Origin of the sequence: Agaribacterium sp. ZY112 (genome assembly GCF_041346925.1) — a bacterium.
Taxonomy (GTDB): Bacteria; Pseudomonadota; Gammaproteobacteria; order Pseudomonadales; family Cellvibrionaceae; genus Agaribacterium.
Genome location: NZ_CP166840.1, coordinates 1,704,117 through 1,724,900, shown reverse-complemented (window position 1 = coordinate 1,724,900; position 20,784 = coordinate 1,704,117). Strand labels below are relative to the sequence as shown.

Genomic DNA, 20,784 nt, shown 5'->3' with positions numbered 1-20,784 from the left:
AAGTACTATGACCCTAGGTATTTTTGGAAAAATCCCAGCTCACGGGGACTTTATCGATAGGCAATGTCCCCGCAGCTTTTTAGATGTGTGGGACGAATGGCTACAGCGAGCGGTTTCAAGCTCGCAAGAAATACTCGCCGATAGCTGGTTAGATATTTATTTAACCAGCCCTATTTGGCGCTTTGCCAGTAGCCCTGGCGTCATCGATCAAAGCGCATGGGCAGGTATACTCGTCCCCAGCGTTGACAGTGTCGGACGCTACTTTCCTTTAACCATTGCCTCAACTCTAGAAAGCAACAGCAACTTATTTGAGTTTATGGCTAATAATGATGACTGGTTTACAAGCCTTGAAGAATCGGCACTTGGCGCTCTACAAAGCCAATTTCAAGCAGACCAGCTCATGGAGTCACTAAAAGCATCAACGCAAGTGCAACGCCAAATAAGCCAAACACCCGCAACACCACCACTGATAAATCAAGCTCGTGTAGCTTTTGGAAATGGCGATATTGCCAACAGCTACCCACAGCTATTGCACTCGTGTTTTGCAAGCTTAAGTAGCTATAGCCTTTGGGCCTGTAAAGGCTCAGCCAACATGCCTGCAGCGACCTTGGCCAGCCCAAGCTTACCCGAACCCACCCAGTACGCAGCCATGCTTGAAGGGAATTGGCAAAGACCTTAAAGAATAAAAGTACAAGGCTATCGTTTTGAAAGGCCACAGCAGCACGCTGTGGCCTTTTTAATTAAATAGTTTGCCCCTGAACACCTAAACTCTCTAGGTACTGCCACTCTTTCTCGCTGTGCTCGCCATCAGCGATCACAGCCGCCCCTAAGGTATTGGCCATATTGACGATACCTTGCACTAAAATTTGCTGACGCGCAGACTCACTCACGCCATGAAGCAAAGAATAATCGATACTGATTAGATCCAAACCAAGTTGATACAGCTGCGCTAACGAACCTAGCTGGTGATGTATATGTTCGACACCAATATAAAATCCAGCTTGTTTAAATAAACTCATTACATCGGCTAACTCAACTAGAGAAGCGCTTAAGCACTGTTCAGGGAACATCACACAAAGTTTATCAAGCGGCACAGAGTATCGTTCAAACAGAGCCTCACAAGCCAAGCAAAGCTGCTGAACTTCATAGTGATGTGTATTCAGTGTTATGGCTAAGACGCCATTAAAGTCATTTTTTGAAGCCTGCAATAAGGCGCTCTCGAGCTGGCAAAGATCAAACTCCAACATGCGCCCCTGATGTCGAAACCAAGGCAAGTAACGGCCGGAGCTAATAGCCTGTTCGGCTTCAAGATCCAGCTGAAACTGAAGCTTGTTTAAACGCCCCAATTTATTGCTTAACCTTAACTCTCGCAAACAAGGCTGTAAATCTTGAACCTCTAACGAGCGGCGGCTGAATCTGCTCTGCCAATCTTTGTCTTGCTCAAGACTCGGCAAGGTGCGCCCACTGGAAAGAATAAGACTATTTGAAGTAGCCTCAGCTTTAGCAAGAGCCTCATCAGCCCATGTAAGCACTTGCTGTGCCTGATTCATATTACCAAAGTAGGTATAACCTGCCGACAAATGGCTAAGGCCTGCGGGTAAGTCAGCGCAATAATGGTTATTCAAGCGATTAAATAAACTGTCTAGCTCTTGCTCAAGATCATCACTTAACTCAATCAGCAATGAAAAGTCAGAACCATTTAAACGGCCAACTGTAATAGTTAACTCGTTATCCGTGCGAATTAATTCAACCAAGCCTTGTAATTTAAGGTCAACCTTAGCTCGCCCAAAATGACGATTAAGCGCCATTAAATTATGAGCCCGAATAATAAGCAGAAGCCCTTGAGAAAGGTCGTTCTGTCGAGCGTGTCGGCTGGATAGCTCACGGATAAAAGCCTCACGCTCCAGCGCACCTGTTAAAGCATCATTTTCCAATTCAGCCTTATGTAAGGCCAAGCGCGAGCTATCGCTATCGAGTTGCTCTTTTAAGCGTAAACTCAGTGCATTCATCGCTTCAACTAAGCGCTTAAATTCGATAATTTTGGGGACAGGTAATGAGATAAAGCGCCACTGACCCAAGGCATCGGCTTGTTCAACTACCTGACTAAGCGTTTGATTAATTCGGCTTAAGAATAAACGCCCTAATAGCCCCAAAAAAATGGCAAAAACAACAAAATAAAAAACCATCATCACTAGTGTTGCTTTTAATGCTCTATAGGCAAACTGCGTTTGCACTTGAAGTTCAAGACTCCCTAATTGCTGCCAACCATTACTTACCTGTGCTCGACCAAGCTGGGGAACAATAGGCAACAAGCGGCTTAACAAGGAGCCTCTTTCTACAGCTGTACCCGCTTTACTATAAAGCTCCTTACCTTCCGGTGAGAGCAATCGAATATAAGCATAATGCCCAGTATCAAACTGCGAGGATATTTGCAGCTCCATTTGCACAGGGTCGCCCGCTACCTGGCTTAAACTTAAAGCTAAAGATTGGCTATTGTCGCTATTTTGTTTACTGAGTTGCTCGATCAAGGCCACTTGGCTTGAACGGGCCATAATGCTAAAGCTGCCGACAAAAGCTATTGCTGTAATAACAGCAATAGCAATCCAAAGTTTGGTAATTAATTTCATAGATCCTTTACTAAATTAAGCCATTAATTAAATTAAAGTAATTCCTTGGCGCTGTAAGCGCTGCAATAATTCTCTCCACAACGATAGGTTATTTTTAGATTGTGATTCAGATGAACTACTGCCAGCCCTTAACCATAAGCTATCACCATTAAAACTAAATACAGGCCTTAAATCTGGTCTTTTAGAAGCAGGCAATAACGTTGGGTTAAGGTTATCTAAAATAAAGGGCGATGCACTTGGGCTAGGATAATAAGCAAGCACCATGTGCGCTTGCGGAGCTTTTCCATTAGGCCGCGTCGCTTTAACATAAACAAAGCGCAGCTTGCTTTCCTCCACCCCCATTGCCAATAAGCTGATGTATTTACCAATGGCGTAGTCTTCACAGTCTGCTTGACCAACAATAAGACTATCAACAGGGCTTGCCCAGAAATCACTTTGCTTCCAAATGGCAAGGTCGGCATTAAACTCCAGCATGTCGTTAAAAAAGTGATTAACCGAACGCACACTGTCTATTTCTGTTTTTTGTAGGGTCGATGCCAAGAAGTCTTGCCAAGAGTGCACATTGGACACCTTGGGTGAGCTTTTCACTTGGGGCAAATTAAGAATATAGGCAAAATCGGCTTTAACAGCGGGACTATTAGCCCAAGAGCTAAACGCAGATATAAGAATAGCCAAGAAGACAGCTTTAACTTTTTGTAACCGATATACGCGTCTGTATTGATAGAAATGCTGCTGAGGTTCGAGCAAACCCTGAAAAGCGCTCTTAAGCCCTGCATCCGCACTTTGGGCCTGTCGTTTTTCAGGGCTCGCGCCAAACAAAATAGACCTAACTCCAAGGGCCTCTCAAAAGCCCTGATTCGGACACTGATTTAAATTGATTGATCAATACAGCATCACTATTTTGAACCGAACGTACGGCCGTTAAACCCGCTTGAGCTAACACGCCAATACCTGAGTCGGTTAATAAATTTTCCGCACAAGGTTTTATCTGTTGGCTGCCGTACTCTTTATACACATGGAGCGGAAGGTCAGACACTTTAGGATTGTGATCCGGATTAAAGTGACTGCCGAAATCCAAGTAGCTCTGACATAACTGCAGAGTCACCAAATAGGCACTGTTGCCCCACAAGTAATATTTATGCCCTTTTGTTTCTGGCAACTCTTCAAACTCAAAGCAATCTGTAGAGGCCGTCTTCGCACCAAAAGGCAGGCGCAATAAGAAACGCGGGGCGGCTAAACAAAGGTGTTCACTTGCATCAAACGCCCTTAAAGCCTGCCAAGCCGACTGAAACTCATCATCAATAGGATAGTACCAATCGTCCGGGTCTGCAGAACCAGCGACACTTGGACAACCAGCAAGCTTAGTGCTACCGCCACTGACAAAACAGCCGTCTACGGCTTGGGCAATGGTCGCCATATCGATCAAAAGCGCCACATCCTCAACACGATCCTCAATAAAAAAGTCACCAAGCACTAGGTTGTAAGGCATGTTGCCACTCGACGTTTGCGAGGATACCAAACGTTTAAAAATCTGAGCCTGCTCTAAATCTTCACCAGCAGCCGCAAGATCTGCCAATAGCTCAGCTTTAGTGATATCAATGATGTCGATATAAAGCTCTGGGTGACTATCTAAACGACGCATCAACATATGTAAACTACGCCAACTTGCTTCAATTTGCTGAAAATCACTCTGATGCATGATTTTTCTCATTGCATCATTCGTCGCCTCCGTCACAGCCTTCAACATATCCGCCTGACGAGGGTCAGCCGTAGGAGCCACAAACGGTGCAACGATGTCTTTGATCAGCTGATCGATTTGCCCTTGTGGAGAGCTGGCATACTGAGCTTGATAGTTACTTGAAGATAAAATCGCATCAAGCATTAGCTGGCCTTCTTCAGCATCAGTATCAGCGCCTGTTGACGTAAATTGCTGTGCCTGAAAATTCACCCACTGCTTGATTTCATCAGCCGCTTGATCAAACTTGCTCGGTGTTAACAGCTGCTTATTGAGCTCGATAAACTGCTTGAATAGAGGTACACGGCTATAGAGGTAGTCTGGGTGAAGATCATCAAACTCCATCAGCGAAAGAGGCTCATCCATCACCGGTACCTTCAACTGAACGCCAAGGTCTTCAAAAGTACGCTCAAAATTATCTTTATTCAGCGTATAGGCCCTGCGCTTTGCTATTGTCTCGGGCTCCGATATACCACGACTACTACGGCCTGAGAAGTCACCTAATATCGCAACACGTAAGGGCTTGGTCAGAGTTGCTTTAGGGCGGATTGGATGGTCTTGCCCATCACTAAAAACAGCACCGGATGTTTGCATGGTGGCGCGTGGCATAGTTAGTCCTTAGAGAAATGTAAATAATCAGTCAGAAGTGCCGCAATGGCGCAGTTTTGATCTTTTAAATGCCTTAAATCATTCAAATTAACGGCTTCATACGCATCTTGGCGAAGCTCCATACTAGGTGCAGCCCACAGTGAAACAGGGCCTAGACGTGTTTGAATAGGCGCACTCAAAGAAGTATGAGATAAGGGCTCACGATAAGCGTGATGGCCATCTTGCCAAACATAGTTTAAGCCCGATTCACTATCCGTATATAAACCGGCTGAGCGAACAGGATTGGATACCTGAGGCTTCTCATGAAAACGATTTACCCCACCAAGTAGACGAGCCTGATTTTTCCAAACCAGTTCAGCTTTGGCATTAGTCAGCTCACAGACATAACCGCGCCCGTCTTGGTGCATAGCGAATAACTCACCATCGCGAACAACTGCAAGCAGTTCGGCATTTTGCGGGGCTAGGACATAATTTTGAACACGCTGTCCCTTTGGAGTTAACTGAATATCCGACCACAGCTGTTGGCCATTATGGCGAAACGAGCCCTTTTTCTTTTGTTTGGTTTTTAAATGCGTTACGACTTTAGACAAACGTCTTCCCAGTGCGTCATAACGGTAGAAAGTCTTAAAGTCACCGTTTTCAATGCTCGACAACTGGTTCCAGCCGGTATAGTTATAAGTCACTGAGTTAGGACTCGTTTTTCCTGCAGATCGAAAGACAAGATTGCCGCGTTTATCAGCCTTGAGGCTCATGTCACCCAACTGCTCAAGCAACTGAAAAGGCGAATAAGATAGCGCCGATTCAGCCACTCGATTAAGCAGACCTTGTTCGTTGTAACTTAGCTGCTCTGCAAACGTACCATCACACGCTATGAGCTTGTCCTGTTCGTTATAACTGAACTGACAAGGACCAAACACTTTGTCGTCCATAACAGACAAGCGCCCTTTTACATCGTATTCATATTTGCGCTCGATAATCGGCTCAGCCACACCCGTTTTTATCACTGACTGAGCAACTAACTGGCCCAAATCGCTATAAGCAAACTGAGACTGCAGCTCAAGCTGCGTCTGTTCAAGCACTCGGCCACAGGCGTCGTAAGCTCGGCGTAGAACGGTTTCACCATTTAGATCCACACCAAAGAAACGACCGGCAGGGCTGTAATGGTATTGCAGAAAAATCTCATCGGTAATGGTTTTGATACGACGACCACAGACATCGTACTGGTGCTCAAAAGAATGGCTACCAAACTCCTGATCGTCTACATGCTCACTAAGTAACTGGCCTTCGCTGTCATATTGATAACGAATTAATGCTTCACGGTTATTCGCCGCAATAATTCGGCCTATAGGATCGTAGTGGTAGTCACAAGCATCACCACTATTATTACTCGCCCTTGTTAGCTGGCCTGCTTGGTCACGATCAAGGCTTGTAATCACCTCTGGGTCTCGGTATTCAATCAATTGACCGGCTTTGTTATATTCAAAGCGATAATGACGACCATAAAAATCATTTTGTTCAGCAACGTAACCGCAAGGATGATAGCTGGTACTAAAGCGTAAGCCCGTTGAGTTTAGAGCCTCTATAAGGCGAAGCTGCTTGTCATATTTAAACTCAGCATGACCGCACCGCGAGTCTTCTAGCGCAACTAACAAACCGTGCTGATAATGATACTGAGCACGGTGTTGCTCGCCCTTGGCAAGCTCTGTCACCAAACCAACTTGACTGTATTGCAGTTTAATAACAGGTAAATCTGCTTGGGTAATTTGAGCCAACAAGCCCCGAGCATCGTAAGTAAAGCTCTGCTCCATACCACACGCATCAAGTACACGCTCAAGCCTTTGCCAATGATCGTATTCAAAACGCGTACTGTTATTCTCAGCATCAATCAACTGAGTTAAATTGAATTGGCTATCCCACTGAAATTGCGTTTTGGCCTCTTCTGGGTCAAGCACGCACTCCAACTGACCTTTAGCGCTATAACTGAACTGCCACACCGAAGCCTTAGGGCTACGAACCTCTAACAACTCACCAGCAGAACCATAACGCCTTTGCCAGTGATTGTTTAATGCATCGGTAATTAAATTAGGGCGGCCTTTGTCATCATAACGGATACGTGTAGTGCGATTTAAACTGTCCGTCATGCGGGTAACTTGGCCACTGCGGTTATAGCGAAAATAAAACGCTTGGCCCTCACCATTGGATTCACAACATAAGTTGCCATAGCTATCGAATAAACGGCGAATAACGCTGCCATCCGGTAAACTCACTTGGCGAATTTGTCCTTGATTATCGAGCTGATAAGTCCACAGAGCATCACAACCACGCCTTAGCTCTGTTTTTAACTGCTTATATCGCCATTTAAGCTGGTAGATTTCACCCGTCTGAGCGCACTCGGCTTGAAAATAGCGCGCAGGAACGGAGTCTGACTCAATACTGTAGTGCCAACTCTGGCCAACTTGTGTATCTCTAGATACCAAAAAACCAGCCTCGTAGGCATAACACTCACCACTGCGGCTAAAATCAGTCGCCTCAACCAAAGCCCCCGCTTCACTATAACCATAGTGCGCCAACAAGCCTTGAGGGTTAGTATCGGAAACAAGGTCATGAGAGTGAATCGATTTAATTTGGCCGCTATCAGTATGTTCAAAATGAATACTGCGCCCCCAGCTCGAGACCAGCTTCTGCACTTGGCCGCGCTTATAATCCACACTAATACTGTTATTAAAACCATCCCTAAATTCAACTAGGGGTAAGTAATCACTCACGCCATCAGCACGAAACAGGCGAAAATCATCACAGCCAATGGTTGATAAAAGGTAGCTATGTTCCGCTTGGCGTGTTAGCAGCATTTTCTCCTGACGGTGCTGGCAGCTCGAGCCAATAGTGGGGTTTTTAAACTCTATTAAACGGCCGGAACTCGTCGTTAAAATAACGGTGCCAGCACTAATATGTAAGCGCTCACTTAAGGGTGTAACCCAACCAGGACCATGCCCAGTGCCAGAAAGAAGACTGCTGCGATAAACACGCCGCCAGGCAAAGGCAATCGGGCCAGGCAATGTGAAATCCGTTACCTGAAAAACCAACTCACCCGAAACTATCGAAATAGGCAGAGTTGGATGCTCATCAAGCTTGGCCAGAGCATGCCCTTCTAAAACTTTAGAAAAGCACGGCCTTGCAACGGAAGGTAGCGGCAGTGAAGGTAGCTTAAGTTGCTGCTGAACCTTCTTCTGTAAATGTTTAGCACTGATATGCCAGCCAGGGCTAACAAGCACTGCCCCAGCAGGCTCGTTCGGCTTGTCGTCAGAGCGATTCAGACTTTCCTTTGTCAACATCTTAGATCTCTATAGCGTCAGCATTCTTATATTTCTTTTCTAGTGCGTCAGCATTAGGGGTTACGCTCTTTACGTACCGTAATATCATCCGAAGGCTCACTTGAGCTCACTGGAGGAGGGAAATGATTTACTGAGGCTTGAGCCCCAACCGTGTATTCGATAATACCTACACTAATATTATCTTTACCGCCTTGCTGGTTAGCATCGTCAATAAAACGAAAACAACACTCTAGTGCAGGCCTATGCGTAGCAAGCACGAACTCGAGCTCACTATTATCTAGATACTCTGTTAAACCATCACTACAAAGCATCAATAAGGCATTACCTGTAAGCTGATAATTATTGATGCTAGGCTCAACATCAGGCATGACCCCCAAAGCACGAGTAATGTGGTTTCTGACATCACTCGTACGAGCCTGATCTTCGGTCAGAGCGCCCGAGTCAATCATATCTTGCACAACACTGTGATCTTTCGTCAGTTGTACCAGCCCCTGTGAATCCCAAAGGTATGCGCGAGAATCCCCCAAATGGGCAATAGTGACCTGATCTTGCCAAACCAAAGCTAACACCAGGGTTGTCCCCATATGGGCAAACTGGGGATTAGCCAACTTGGCATTTAATATGGCTTGATTCGCTTGTTTAACTGTATCGAGGAGTAATGCCTTAATCATCAGTTCCTGTTGATCAGGCGTACACGATAGAAACGTAGGGTTCATTAAAGTCTCGAGCTGTTGACCTAAAGTATCTACGGCAATCTTGCTAGCTAACGCGCCACCGGTATAACCGCCCATTCCATCTGCGATAACCGTATAAGAAAACGGCAACGTAGGATGAGCAAACCAACGAATGCTGTCTTCGTTTTCATCCCTTACTTGGCCAATATCAGTTCGGCCATTGACCGCGAGACGGATGCTACCCATTTCATTCATTATTAAATCCGTTATTTTTTGTCTATAAAGCAGACAATCTTTCAGGCTATACCAAACCCGATTGTATAGAATCACGATTAAAGCATTAATAGCCGCTGTAGAATAGGGTTGAGGTAAAAATTGAAATCGACAGCACACTTACGCATAATTGCCGACTCTGCAGGATCGCAGCCCGCATCTAGGGTCGATGAAACGATATTAGGGAATAAGAATAAGCAGTTATGGCTCGATTGCCGCGCATTAATATTGCCGATATACCACAGCATATTGTTCAAGTAGGCCATAACAATCTGGCCTGTTTCTTCGACGACGAAGATTATGAATTTTACTTGCAGTGCCTACACAAAGCCTCTGAACAATATCAGGTGCACGTGCATGCCTATGTCTTGCTGCCTAATATGATTCAAATTATTGCCACCCCCAAAATGACCCAGGGCATCTCATCCATGATGCAATCCCTTGGCAGGCGTTATGTGCAATACGTAAACCACCGCTATAAGCGCTCAGGCACCCTCTGGGGAGGTCGATACAAATCCAGCCTGATTGATTCAGACGCCTATTTACTTACATGCTACCGCTATGTTGAGCTCAAACCCATGTACTTAGGCTTAGCAGATAGCCCTGAAGACTATCAATGGTCTAGCTTTAACTACCACACCTGCAAAGCTGATAGCGAACTTATTAAAGACCACCGACTTTATAATGCCCTAGGTGAAAGCGATGTGGAGCGCGGCCAAGAGTACAGCCGTTTATTCCGCTTTGACTTTGACTCTCGCTTGATTGAATACATTGCAGAAACAGTCAAACTCGGACAAGTCTTAGGTGGCGACGCCTTTAAAGACAAGATTGAGAAAATTGCCAATCAACGGGTTCGCCCACTTAAGCGTGGTCGGCCAAGCAAAAAAGAAGCGAACGATTCCAGCGACTAACTCCTAATAAAGTACAAGCCTTGCTCTACTCAAATCACATAAAATGAAGCTCAAGCCAAGTGATATCGATCTTGGCTTATTTAATTTTCCTACGCATTCCTATCCTAAAACTCACCGCCTACTCGGAGCAAGACGCGGAAAAACGCGACATCCATCTCACTTTTTTAAAGTTTTTGAAATTTTTTTGATCCTAATTGGTGTCAGAGTCGACCCACAATTCAAAAAAGCGTGTCAGAGTCAAAACCTCATAAAAATTAATTGGTGTCAGAGTCAAAACAAATCACTGACTAAATAATATTCAGCCCTATGGCTTACAGGGCCAAATTTAAGCACTCTGCTAATTTGCACGACAGGCTAGGCTTTTTATTCGTGCCAGAGTCAAGTTTGCTTATTTAAATTCGTACCAGAGTCAAAAAATTAAATGGTGCCAGAGTCGATTAAAAGCCTTAAAAACAGGGGTTTTCAGAGTAAAAAAACTCTGCTTTAATTCATCGCAATTGCCAAGGGCAAGGTTTTCTTTAACGGCATATCCGTCGATAAGGGAAAAAAATAAAACCCTGAATTTAACCAAGACCATAGAAAGAGGAATTCGATCGATGGCTATCTACATGAACTTTAACGCAAACTCTCCTGCTGGTAACGTTACTGCTGCTGGTTACGAAAACTGGATCGAAGTTGACAGCATGAACTTCGGCGTAGGCCGTGCCATCACTATGGAAGCTGGCGCAATGTCTAACCGTGAAGCTACTCGTCCTAGCATCAGCGAAGTTACCGTAACTAAGCCTCTTGACGCTGCTTCTGGTGGTTTGTTCAAGAACTCTGTAACTGGTGATGCCGGTGTTAAAGTTGAAATCCACGTTGTTCAAACTGGTGCTTCACAAGTAGAGAAATACGCAGTATTCACTCTAGAAGAAGTAATGATCTCTTCTTACAGCGTTAGCGCTTCTTCTGGTGGTGCTCCACACGAGTCTATCTCTCTTAGCTTCGCTAAGATTGAAGCTGATCTTACTCACGCTGATAAGACGAATAAGAATACTAAGAACATGAAGGTTGGTTACGACCTTACTACAGCTAAGCCATTATAAGTTTCCGTTCTCGGTTTCTTATAAGAGGGCCGAGTGCCCACAGCTTAGGCTGTGGGGGCTTCGGCCCTTTTTGGTTTTTTGGCTGAACTGTTACCGACAGCTCAGCCAAGCAACTACCCCTCTGTTAAAGTATTGCTAACCACTCAGGAAATAGCGACAAGGCCATGTCTATACTCAACCAAGATAAACGACTGATTCATATCGACACTCCACTGGGAAAGGACGCCTTTATCGCATCCGAAGTCAGCGGTGATGAGTACGTATCCGATCTATTCCGCTTTGAGCTGGAACTCTACTCAGACAATCATACTGTCGACCAAAAAGACCTTGTCGGTAAAGACCTAACCGTCAAACTCTTAAACAGCGGTGAAGACAAACCTCGTTTTATCAACGGTTATGTCACGCATTTGGCCATGCTTGATGTCGATGGCAACGGCCTACGCCGTTATCGCGCCGAGATCGTACCAGGTTTTTGGTTTGCAACTTTAGGCTCCAATAATCGAGTCTTCCATGAAAAAAGCGCCAAAGACATCATCACCGAAGTTCTCGGCGAATACTCAAAAGTAATCAGCCTGCAACTAAAACTCTCAGCAACGTATTTACCTCGTGAGTATTGTGTGCAATTTGACGAATCAGACTTCGACTTCGTTAACCGCCTTATGGCCGAAGAAGGCATTAGCTATTACTTTAAACATGCCGACGGCAAACATGAGCTTGTCTTAGCCGATGATGCCCAAGACTACTTCGACGCCGAAACAGATAAAATCGAATACGATGGCGGTGGCAGCCAACCAACCAAAGACACAATCCACTCTTGGCAGCGCAGCTTTAACTACCATACCGGTGGTTTTGAATTTAAAGATTACAGCGAATTCACCACCACCAAAGATAACAAGCAAGAGGTAAAAACAAACTCACCCCTCAATAGCGTATCGAGCTATAAACACCGTCAATATGGTCTTTATAACTTTGAAATCGACGCAGAGCACAAACACAAATTTAAAGACTCCTACAATAAGGGGCTTAATGAATACTCAATGGAAGCTGAAGAAGCTGGTTTTGATATTGCCAAAGGCACCAGTGATGTCACCGTACTCGCTGCAGGCGGACGCTTTGAGATTGACCACCCACTGAGTTCAGAAAAAGGGAAATATCTACTGACCCATGTGCATATCGTCGCGCGCGACCGCAACGATCAAGACAGCTACTTTAGCAACCGCTTTAGCTGTGTTCCTAGCAGTGTGGTATTGCGCCCAGCACCATCGGGCTTTGCCAAGAAAATTCACTCGCCGCAAGTAGCGACTGTGCTCGAAGTAAAAGCCACAGCAGCATCTAGCTCAAAAGACCCCTACACTCAAGTCAAAGTAAAATTCCCTTGGAATAGCGCCCAAAACTCATGCTGGGTACGCGTTGTACAGCAGTTTGCAGGTAAAGGCTGGGGAGCAAACTTCGTTCCGCGCGTGGGCCAAGAAGTGGTTATCAGTTACATCAATGGCGACCCTGATCGCCCACTGGTTACGGGTGCTGTCTACAACGGCACCAACGAAGGGCCAAACTACACCAGCACTCAAAGCGGCTGGAAAACCGAGCTTGATGGCAGCAAGTTTAATGAATACCGCTTTGACGATAAAAAAGGCGAAGAAGAAATCTATATGGAGGCCGGTAAAGATCACAACTGGATCATCCATAACGATCAAACTGGCAAGGTTGAAAACGATCAGACTCTAGAAGTCAAAAACAATCGTTCGATTACCGTTACAGATGGCAATGAAGAAACCACCATCGCCAAAGGCAACCAAAGCTATACCGTCAGCAAAGGTAATCAAAATGTTACGGTTTCCAAAGGAAACCAAACCGTCAAAGTAGACTCTGGCAACCACAGCCTAAAAATAGGTAAAGGCTCTTGCACAATCGACGCAATGAAAGCCATTAAGATCAGCTCCAAGACCTCGATCGAGCTTAAAGTAGGTGGCAGCAGCATTAAACTAGATGCCAGCGGCGTGCAGATTAAAGGCACCATGGTTAAAGCTAAAGCCAGCGCCATGGGCGAAGTATCTGCAGGCGGCATGATGACCGTAAAAGGCGGCATCACCAAGATCAACTAAAGCATACGCACTTAAAGAAATAGAGAGTTACATAAAGCCATGACGGATCTGGTAAAAATTCAAGCTCTAACCGCTGAAGAACTACTCAATCACTTCGAATTGACTGATGAGGGCTCTGAGGATGTCGTCATTCTTGATACAGCGCCTCAAATCAGCATAGAACGTTTACGTGACGCCGGTTTTTTTCACGACTCAGTCAAACTTCTCGCACACGGCCTGCCCAAGCGTGAAGCCGTGTGGTGGGCCTGTTTAGCGGCCCGTAAAGCTCAGACCCCAGAAACAGACGAAGCCAACATCAACGCACTGCTCGCGGCCGAAGCTTGGGCCAAAAAGCCCTCTGAAGACAACCGCCTTCGCTGCAAAGAACTCGGAGAACTCACCAAGAGTAAAACCGCCGCAAGTTGGGCTGCAACCGCTGCAGCTTGGTGTACCGGAAGTATGACCCCCGAAGGCGAGCCAGAAGTTCCACCACCTGAATACCTATTCGCCCACGCCGTCGCTGGCTGCGTTAGCTTAGCCGCAGCCCTAATCGACCCAGAAAAGCTCGAAGAAAATTACAAATATTTTATCGCCCAAGGTTTGGATCTAGCTCGCGGTGGTAATGGTCAGGTCTAGAGGAATGAAAATACTTCTAGTACTTCTTTTAACTTTTTCTATCTCTGCTTGCGAGGCTGACGTGAAACTTTTAGGTACAAAAATAGTTGATGCCGTACTTTTTTCTCCTCTAGAGGGGCATGTTTTATTAAATGGTTCTCCTGCTTCTGGCGCAGAGATCACTAGGATAATTAAGTTACAAGGCGAGGAGTATTCAGAAGAAAAATTTAAAGCTGATAGTCATGGGCACTTCAAACTACCACTAGTAAGAGAGGAGCTTGAGTTAACGCCCTTAAACCAATTTCTCGCAAGCCAACGGATTTTTGTCCAATACAAAGATGAAGAATATTTAATATGGAATTTTGGAAAGATGGACACAGACATACACTCTGAGCTTGGCGGCAGCCCCATCGATTTAACTTGTAACCTGACAGATGAGCTTCGAAGAGTTGAAACCCCGCGAGGCGGACTTATGACCATTTGTCACTGGAGAGAATTAAAGGAGCATAGGTAAATGGAGTTAAACCCTAAGCTTTCCTCCCAATTTGCTGATGAAGTTTATGCCGTACAAGATGACATAGACTTAAAAGGCTTTCTTTTAAGGCCAGAGTTTTCAACAAAAAACGCTGACAAAAAAAAGCTTACCGCTAAAGTCGGCGGACATATTATTAGAAGTGCCACTGATGGCTTTGGTGTGTGCGCTCTTGGTTCAGGCGATTATTCCAACGATATTTTTATTATTTTTCGTGGATCTACTACGGCAAACAACAGTGCCGACTGGGTCAGCAACTTTAAAATAGGTACTGAGATTTCCGAAACAGGATTTGCTGTACATGTTGGTTTTAACAACATATTTAAAAGCATGAAGTCGGATATCTTAACCTTTCTGAATCAGAACAATAGTCGTACAGGCAATATTCATTGCATAGGTCATAGCCTAGGCGGAGCTATAGCCACTATCGCTGCCGACTGGGTTCAGTCAATTAGAAAAACACAGGAAGTAAAACTGTATACATTTGGCGCCCCGAAGCCCGCAATGATGTTTTTCTCTTCTCATTTTACACGTAGCATTGGAGAGAGAAATATAAAAAGAGTTTTCAAAGCAACCGATCCTGTGCCAATGATCCCACTATTCCCTTTTGTTCATCCTCCATTTCAGTCTAGCGGACATTACATTAGCTCTAGCGAGAGTATATTGTCTGCTCAAGCCCATGATATGAAAGAGTACTGTAACTCGGTTAAAGATTTAACATGGCAAGATCTGAAAAGAAGACAACCAACCCATACCCTTGATGAAATCATTGAAGAGTTTTTAAAATCCAAAAGCCCAATAGACTCATCAAGTGCAAAAACCTGGCAGCTACTGAACAGCGCTCTAATTTGGGTATTCAAAAAAGCGGGAAGTGGCATTTTTCATGCGCTTCAACTGCCCTTGATTGGTTTCATGAGCCTGGCAGATAAGCTCGCGTATCTACTATCCAAAATTAAAGATATAAAATTTCCGACTTGGGATGGCTCTGTATGGCTCTTTCGCTTGATCGCAAAAATGATGCAGGCACTTGGCATGGCCGTGGTCAAAAATATTAAAGAGATGACCATCGTCTTAATTCGAAATGTCATATACCGGCTTATGCAAAAAACAACTGAAGTTGCTCGTAAAGCTATTTACGGCATAGGAAAATAGAGGAAATCACTATGGGAATGCCCGCTTCAAGAATAACCGACATGCATGTCTGCCCAATGGTGACAGGCACCGTACCCCATGTTGGCGGACCTATTGTGTCGCCAGGTGCCCCTACTGTTCTTATAGCCAATATGCCAGCCGCAACACTTGGTAGCAGCTGCGTTTGTGTAGGACCACCAGACAGCATCGCCATGGGTAGCACTACCGTTTTGCTAAGCAACAAACCTGCCGCACGCTTGGGAGATACCACCGCCCACGGCGGTAAGATTGTTGTGGGCTGCCCGACTGTATTAATAGGTTAGCTAAAGAGTCGTAGAGCATGATCATATGAAATCAGTTATCTACACTCTCTTATTTTTTACTGTATTTGTAAGTTTTACAAGAGCTGGTACCACAATGAATTCAACCTCAAACAACAACGAGTTCGCTGTATCAGGCGTAAATGATTACTCATTCAAATTTGATGATGGTGAGACCGGTTCTGTAATTATCTTTTCTTCAAAAGAGTTGACCCAGTGTCGATTGAGCTTAACCGCTGGTAAGTTTGTAGATGGTTATAAAGATATTTCCTCACAACTTGGGGAAAAAAATTTAGACTTAACCTGCCTTTCTGCAACTGACCACTATGCATTAAGCCCAAATAATGAAACTTCAATTGCCTTATCAGTATTGATTAATAATGACTCTGCACATATTAAGCTTAACTTTAAGCTCTTCGGAGTAAAATCTAAGCAATATTTAGAAAGATCAAATATCGAGCTAAGTCTAACCAAGCAACAAGTCAAAAGCATTAAGTCTGGCCACCCTTGAGTTAATTGTCGCCTAAGGTAACGAGAAAGTTAAAGCGGCAAGCTACACAATAATCTAGCGAATACTTAGTTTGCTTATAAAGACAACCACATACATAGCCGACTAAACTGGTCAGTAACTGTATAAATTGGATAACCATGAAACAAGTTATCGTTTTTTTTGTTTTAATTTTAATTTCAAGCTTTGGAGCTGCAATGTCGTTATTTGATGCCGGAAAGTCATGCGTATTTTCTGAGGTAAAGTTAAAAGTCACCCAGGATGGAAAACCTGCTTCAGGTGCTAAGTTAACACGCTATATTTCTTGGCAAAAAGAAGTAAGCGATGAATTCACCCTCAATGACAACGGTGAAATCCATCTCGAAGCTGTCTATCAGCGCTCTCTTACAAGTTTACTACCAGTTGAATTTGTTGTTGCTCAATCCCTTACTGTATTTTATCAAGGGAAAGAAGTTGAAATATGGTTAAACTCCAAGAGAAGACCTGACGAAAACTCAGAGCTTGGCGGTCAAGCATTAGTATTAACTTGCGAGCTTTCAAATGAACCAGTTCTGCACGAAGAATTCAAAACACTACTACTAACAAATTGCAATTGGTAACACTTATAATTCAAAGGACTATCATATGACTGAATTAAGCCCTGAGTTTGCAGCTGGATTAGCCTCAAATATCTACGATATAAAGAATGAAAAAACACGCAAGTTATTTTATTTTAAATATAAAAACTTGCTTGATCTTGGTGACAACGCGTCTTTAAGCGATAAAGGTTTAAGCGGTAAAACGGGCGGCATCGTACTAAAAACCTCTCATATGATGGGGCTATATGCCGAAGGACTAAAAGATACTATTTATCAAAACCAAGCTATTTTTGCTATAAAAGGTACGGCGAGCCTAATGGATGCCCTAACAGATTTAAACGCGGGCATTAAGGCATCTAGAACGGGAGGAAAAGTTCACCAAGGCTTCCAAGATACCTTCAACACATATGCAGATGATATACCTACACCATCGAAAAACATTCACACAATCCATTGTGTTGGTCACAGCTTAGGCGGTGCATTAGCAACACTTACCGCTGACTGGCTTAAGTCATCTACTGGGCGCACAGTTAAACTATATACATTTGGCAGCCCTAGAGTTGGATTAGAGTTTTTTTCAAATAAGGCAAAAACACGAATAGGCGACAATAATCTTTACCGCGTTCATCATAAAACAGACCCTGTCGCTATGGTCCCTACTTGGCCATTTGTGCATGTACCCAGCTCAGGAAGAGGTGACTTCTTACTGCCATCAAATGCCCAACTAGCATTTTGGCAGCCTCATTTAATGGCTAACTACATAGACTCGGTAGAAAAAAGAGATAGCTGGGATAAGCTTGCAGGCTCTAGACCTCAGAAAATGCTAGATGCCTCTATTGAAGCTTGGTTAAAGTCTGACGGCCCTCTGTCATTCTGTTTAAATACCGCCGAAGTTGCCGGTGCCGCTTTATTATGGGTGGTAGAGAAAGCCATCAACCTTTCAGGTATAGCTGTAGTTTTAGGTGGAAGTACAATATTTACGATTTTGGATCGTCTTGCTTATGTCGTCCACAAAGCCGCTGATTTAGTTAAAGAAGCCTCTTTTTGGGTTACACGCCTTATTATTCGTATGGCTACAATTCTGGGAATCAAGATTGTTGAAGGCGTAAACATCACCTACTCATTTATAAGAAGCATTTTTATACGAATGCATCACGCAGTGTCTGAGTTGGTTAGGCAAGCTGGCCGTGGTCTGGAGTCTTAGTAATTTACTCTGACTTTAAAAACCAGAGTGATAAGCGCAGTGCTTAGTGCTCAATATTTATACCCTTACAGCTGTAAACTAATAATAACTGCAAGGGTATAAAGTGGCCTTCAAAAAAGGGAGGCACAACAAAAAGCATTACACTGGCTATTCAGGCTTAGAAATTGAATGAACATAAGGCCGCCATAACGGCCTTATAGACAAACTCAACCATAAATAGCTTGAACCACGGCAATATCACCAGCACTTAAAGTTCCATTACTATTCCCATACTTCATAACCGAATTTGCATCAAAATCGCCATGCGCCATATAACCAAACTGTTTTTGGTTATTACGACAGTTATCCCACTGAGCATCTAAGAGCCAGCTTTGTACTTTGGGGTTTACCGATTTTTTTGAACTGTAAAATGCTTGTGTTTTGTCACCAGGGCGCTCTTCTTCATGAGCAAGACCAAGTACATGCCCTAGTTCATGGAGGATATTATGATCTGATATTTGTGTCCCAATTGATAAGATAGAATTTACATCTTTAATTGGCTTCCCTAAGCCACCATCACCGGCAGTGAATGACCCACCAGCACCGTCCTGTTTTTTTAACGACACAATACTTGTTTTTAAGCCGATAAAAACAAATAACGGCAAGCCTGTTTGAGTATTCCAAGAATTTGCTGCGTTTTTTAAGCGCGTTAGTAATAATGAAGGAAAATCATTTGGAACGGTAATCTGAATAGGTAATACCCACTTACGAGCACTTTGCTTTGTTATTCCATATCCCATCTCTCTCTCCTGATGTCTCATGTTTTATCTGTAATGACAGTTTACTCAAGCGAGATGATTGTTAAAGTGTAAAACGCAGCATTCACATTTGTTCCTAATTTGTCGTTACTCCCACTCGGGCATTAATTAAAGGCAAGACAGAAATAGCGCACTTATGCGGTAGGCATAATGAATAGCGATACAGATATTTTCACTATAAAAGTAGCGTCTAATGCGTTAGATTGCCCTTAACGTCGCTAATGGAATAAATCAGACTATGAACAAAATCGAACTACAATCTCTCACCAAAGCTGAACATGGCCGTGTAGATGTGTTTTGGCACGAAGATAAAGCGGCTGGCATGGCCCGAACGCTTTACCATCGCATTACCATTCCTCTGAGCCAGTTTAAATTAGACATTGAGGGCGAAACTAAAGCCATTGATACTGAACTTGTATTTGATTGGTATGACTTAGACCTAGGCGAACGCTACGCCTTAAATGGTTTAAATCTCACGCATGAAGCCTACCCAGAAGCAGAAGGCTCACTAATGATCAATGACATCGATAATTGGTGTGATGTAAAACGCTTAGCCATTGAAGAAACAGCCCCCGATGAATTTAAACTTACCGGTGAGCTCATCATTGAATTCGAAGAAGGCGGGCTAGCTGAAAATACATCCTTTAGCTTTGAAACCACAATGAGCGCAGAACGAGGCTAGGCTTAAACCCCCAGCTCTGTGCCGCTTGCCCGCTAATACTTAGCTGTTAAGTCTAGTGGGTAAGCTCGGCTTCCGAGAGCATTTCTTGCTTGCGTGTTTTAGTACACGAAAAGCTCGCATTCATAGCATTAAAAAGTGGGCGGACTTGCTGAAAGTTGTGCTTACTCGTCCAAAAGTACACAGCGTAGAAATGATCTAAACCCTCAAAGACACTGATAAGATAGTGCACATTAGACTGATCGACTAAGCCCGTTATTTCAGCAGACAAGCAATCTAATTCTCGGTGAGCCTGTTTTGCTATTGGGGTAGAAATACGTCCCTGCGCAATAAACCCAGCTGCAGACTCTATAACGGCCTTAGTATAGGCCTTTAAGTCTGGGCTACCTTCAATGTCTTTTTTAGGTTGGGCAATCACAATCATGTAGGCATCACGGTCTTGACAGCCAGCCTGAATACAAGCGTTAGGATTAAGTGTGTTTTGCTGCTGCCAGCCTTTTAAAATACACATTGATGCAGGAACGCGAGGGGCATAAATCCGCTGTATATGAGCTTTTTTAGCTGGCCCGACACTGGGCTTTTCAAGCTGCTTGCCCTGTGTAGGCGCTACATCAGCATCAGAACGTCCAACCGCAAGCTTAGACTCTTTAGCCTCAACCGTTGTATAGACTTCTTTATCTGCTTTTATTAACGAAGAATGCCAACCTGCAGACCAAAGCGCTTTAACCCATTTGTGAGCTTGCGGCTTCGTTAAGTCATTTTTTAGAATTCGCGGCGAGCCCGTAATTAACTTATCGGCTCGCTCGTCATTAAGCTTAAATAACTTAATCAGAGCTAGTCTCGCCTGCTCGGCTTCAAAGCCATTACGTAAGCGTGCTGAAAATTTAAGAGAATAATCTGACATACAATCCATCGTGCTAGCCTGCTCGCACGCAAGCTTATTTATATCAAGCGTAAAGCTAAGCCAACATTTACTATCTAAGCCTACTTATAAGCTAATTTTATCTAGTTTACGAGTAGGACACAAAGCCACATCCCATATAGAAAAGAGCTGGGCATTTTTACAAATGATACGCAAAAACCATCTAAT

At 44.1% G+C, this 20,784-nt stretch carries 19 protein-coding genes; 12 read left to right on the top strand and 7 right to left on the bottom strand.

The genetic code is table 11. The features are described from left to right. The first annotated feature begins 7 nt into the window (after nucleotides 1-7). Nucleotides 8-679, top strand: coding sequence for a type VI secretion system-associated protein TagF (tagF, locus tag AB1S55_RS07545; RefSeq protein ID WP_370981197.1), 672 nt, complete (start codon nucleotides 8-10; stop codon nucleotides 677-679). Between the two features lie 61 nt (nucleotides 680-740). On the opposite strand, the gene AB1S55_RS07540 is transcribed toward tagF, so the two are convergent. The 5 genes from AB1S55_RS07540 to AB1S55_RS07520 are packed head-to-tail and all read right to left on the bottom strand — an operon-like array spanning nucleotide 741 to nucleotide 9,232. After that, nucleotides 741-2,627 (bottom strand): LapD/MoxY N-terminal periplasmic domain-containing protein, encoded by a 1,887-nt coding sequence (locus AB1S55_RS07540; protein WP_370981196.1) that lies wholly within the window; start codon nucleotides 2,625-2,627, stop codon nucleotides 741-743. 27 nt (nucleotides 2,628-2,654) lie between these two features. Next, entirely contained in the window at nucleotides 2,655-3,446 is a 792-nt protein-coding gene (locus AB1S55_RS07535) for a transglutaminase-like cysteine peptidase (protein ID WP_370981195.1), read from the bottom strand. A 7-nt stretch (nucleotides 3,447-3,453) separates the two neighbouring features. Then, on the bottom strand, nucleotides 3,454-4,971 hold the full coding sequence (locus AB1S55_RS07530; RefSeq protein WP_370981194.1) for a type VI secretion system contractile sheath domain-containing protein: 1,518 nt from the start codon (nucleotides 4,969-4,971) through the stop codon (nucleotides 3,454-3,456). Nucleotides 4,972-4,973: 2 nt separating this feature from the next. Continuing rightward, nucleotides 4,974-8,303, bottom strand: coding sequence for a DUF6531 domain-containing protein (locus AB1S55_RS07525; RefSeq protein ID WP_370981193.1), 3,330 nt, complete (start codon nucleotides 8,301-8,303; stop codon nucleotides 4,974-4,976). Nucleotides 8,304-8,356: 53 nt separating this feature from the next. Continuing rightward, nucleotides 8,357-9,232: a Stp1/IreP family PP2C-type Ser/Thr phosphatase gene (locus AB1S55_RS07520; RefSeq protein WP_370981192.1), complete on the bottom strand. Its 876-nt coding sequence runs from the start codon at nucleotides 9,230-9,232 to the stop codon at nucleotides 8,357-8,359. A gap of 221 nt (nucleotides 9,233-9,453) precedes the next feature. On the opposite strand from AB1S55_RS07520, the gene AB1S55_RS07515 reads away from it, so the two are divergent. From AB1S55_RS07515 to AB1S55_RS07470, 10 genes are all read left to right on the top strand, one after another. Then, a complete protein-coding gene (locus tag AB1S55_RS07515) occupies nucleotides 9,454-10,161 on the top strand; it encodes a transposase (RefSeq protein WP_370981191.1) in 708 nt (235 codons plus the stop codon). Between the two features lie 608 nt (nucleotides 10,162-10,769). Next, nucleotides 10,770-11,246 (top strand): Hcp family type VI secretion system effector, encoded by a 477-nt coding sequence (locus tag AB1S55_RS07510; RefSeq protein ID WP_370981190.1) that lies wholly within the window; start codon nucleotides 10,770-10,772, stop codon nucleotides 11,244-11,246. 164 nt (nucleotides 11,247-11,410) lie between these two features. After that, nucleotides 11,411-13,351, top strand: coding sequence for a type VI secretion system Vgr family protein (locus tag AB1S55_RS07505; RefSeq protein WP_370981189.1), 1,941 nt, complete (start codon nucleotides 11,411-11,413; stop codon nucleotides 13,349-13,351). Nucleotides 13,352-13,390: 39 nt separating this feature from the next. After that, nucleotides 13,391-13,966, top strand: a complete 576-nt coding sequence (locus AB1S55_RS07500; RefSeq protein ID WP_370981188.1) for a hypothetical protein — start codon at nucleotides 13,391-13,393, stop codon at nucleotides 13,964-13,966. A gap of 4 nt (nucleotides 13,967-13,970) precedes the next feature. Continuing rightward, nucleotides 13,971-14,459, top strand: coding sequence for a DUF6795 domain-containing protein (locus AB1S55_RS07495; RefSeq protein ID WP_370981187.1), 489 nt, complete (start codon nucleotides 13,971-13,973; stop codon nucleotides 14,457-14,459). After that, nucleotides 14,460-15,629 carry a lipase family protein gene (locus tag AB1S55_RS07490; protein ID WP_370981186.1) on the top strand — a complete coding sequence of 390 codons (1,170 nt, stop codon included), beginning with the start codon at nucleotides 14,460-14,462 and terminating at the stop codon, nucleotides 15,627-15,629. Between the two features lie 11 nt (nucleotides 15,630-15,640). Continuing rightward, nucleotides 15,641-15,931, top strand: coding sequence for a PAAR domain-containing protein (locus AB1S55_RS07485; RefSeq protein WP_370981185.1), 291 nt, complete (start codon nucleotides 15,641-15,643; stop codon nucleotides 15,929-15,931). A 25-nt stretch (nucleotides 15,932-15,956) separates the two neighbouring features. Beyond that, the gene (locus tag AB1S55_RS07480) at nucleotides 15,957-16,439 is read left to right on the top strand and encodes a hypothetical protein (RefSeq protein ID WP_370981184.1); all 483 of its coding nucleotides are present in this window, start codon (nucleotides 15,957-15,959) and stop codon (nucleotides 16,437-16,439) included. A 137-nt stretch (nucleotides 16,440-16,576) separates the two neighbouring features. Beyond that, nucleotides 16,577-17,035 carry a DUF6795 domain-containing protein gene (locus AB1S55_RS07475; RefSeq protein ID WP_370981183.1) on the top strand — a complete coding sequence of 153 codons (459 nt, stop codon included), beginning with the start codon at nucleotides 16,577-16,579 and terminating at the stop codon, nucleotides 17,033-17,035. A gap of 25 nt (nucleotides 17,036-17,060) precedes the next feature. After that, a complete protein-coding gene (locus AB1S55_RS07470) occupies nucleotides 17,061-18,218 on the top strand; it encodes a lipase family protein (protein ID WP_370981182.1) in 1,158 nt (385 codons plus the stop codon). Between the two features lie 206 nt (nucleotides 18,219-18,424). On the opposite strand, the gene AB1S55_RS07465 is transcribed toward AB1S55_RS07470, so the two are convergent. Further along, complete coding sequence (locus AB1S55_RS07465) at nucleotides 18,425-18,997, bottom strand: M57 family metalloprotease (RefSeq protein ID WP_370981181.1); 573 nt, start codon at nucleotides 18,995-18,997, stop codon at nucleotides 18,425-18,427. 256 nt (nucleotides 18,998-19,253) lie between these two features. On the opposite strand from AB1S55_RS07465, the gene AB1S55_RS07460 reads away from it, so the two are divergent. Next, nucleotides 19,254-19,697: a hypothetical protein gene (locus tag AB1S55_RS07460; protein ID WP_370981180.1), complete on the top strand. Its 444-nt coding sequence runs from the start codon at nucleotides 19,254-19,256 to the stop codon at nucleotides 19,695-19,697. 52 nt (nucleotides 19,698-19,749) lie between these two features. Here AB1S55_RS07460 and AB1S55_RS07455 read toward each other — a convergent pair whose 3' ends face one another. Further along, nucleotides 19,750-20,598, bottom strand: coding sequence for a hypothetical protein (locus tag AB1S55_RS07455; protein ID WP_370981179.1), 849 nt, complete (start codon nucleotides 20,596-20,598; stop codon nucleotides 19,750-19,752). Between the last annotated feature and the right edge of the window lie 186 nt (nucleotides 20,599-20,784).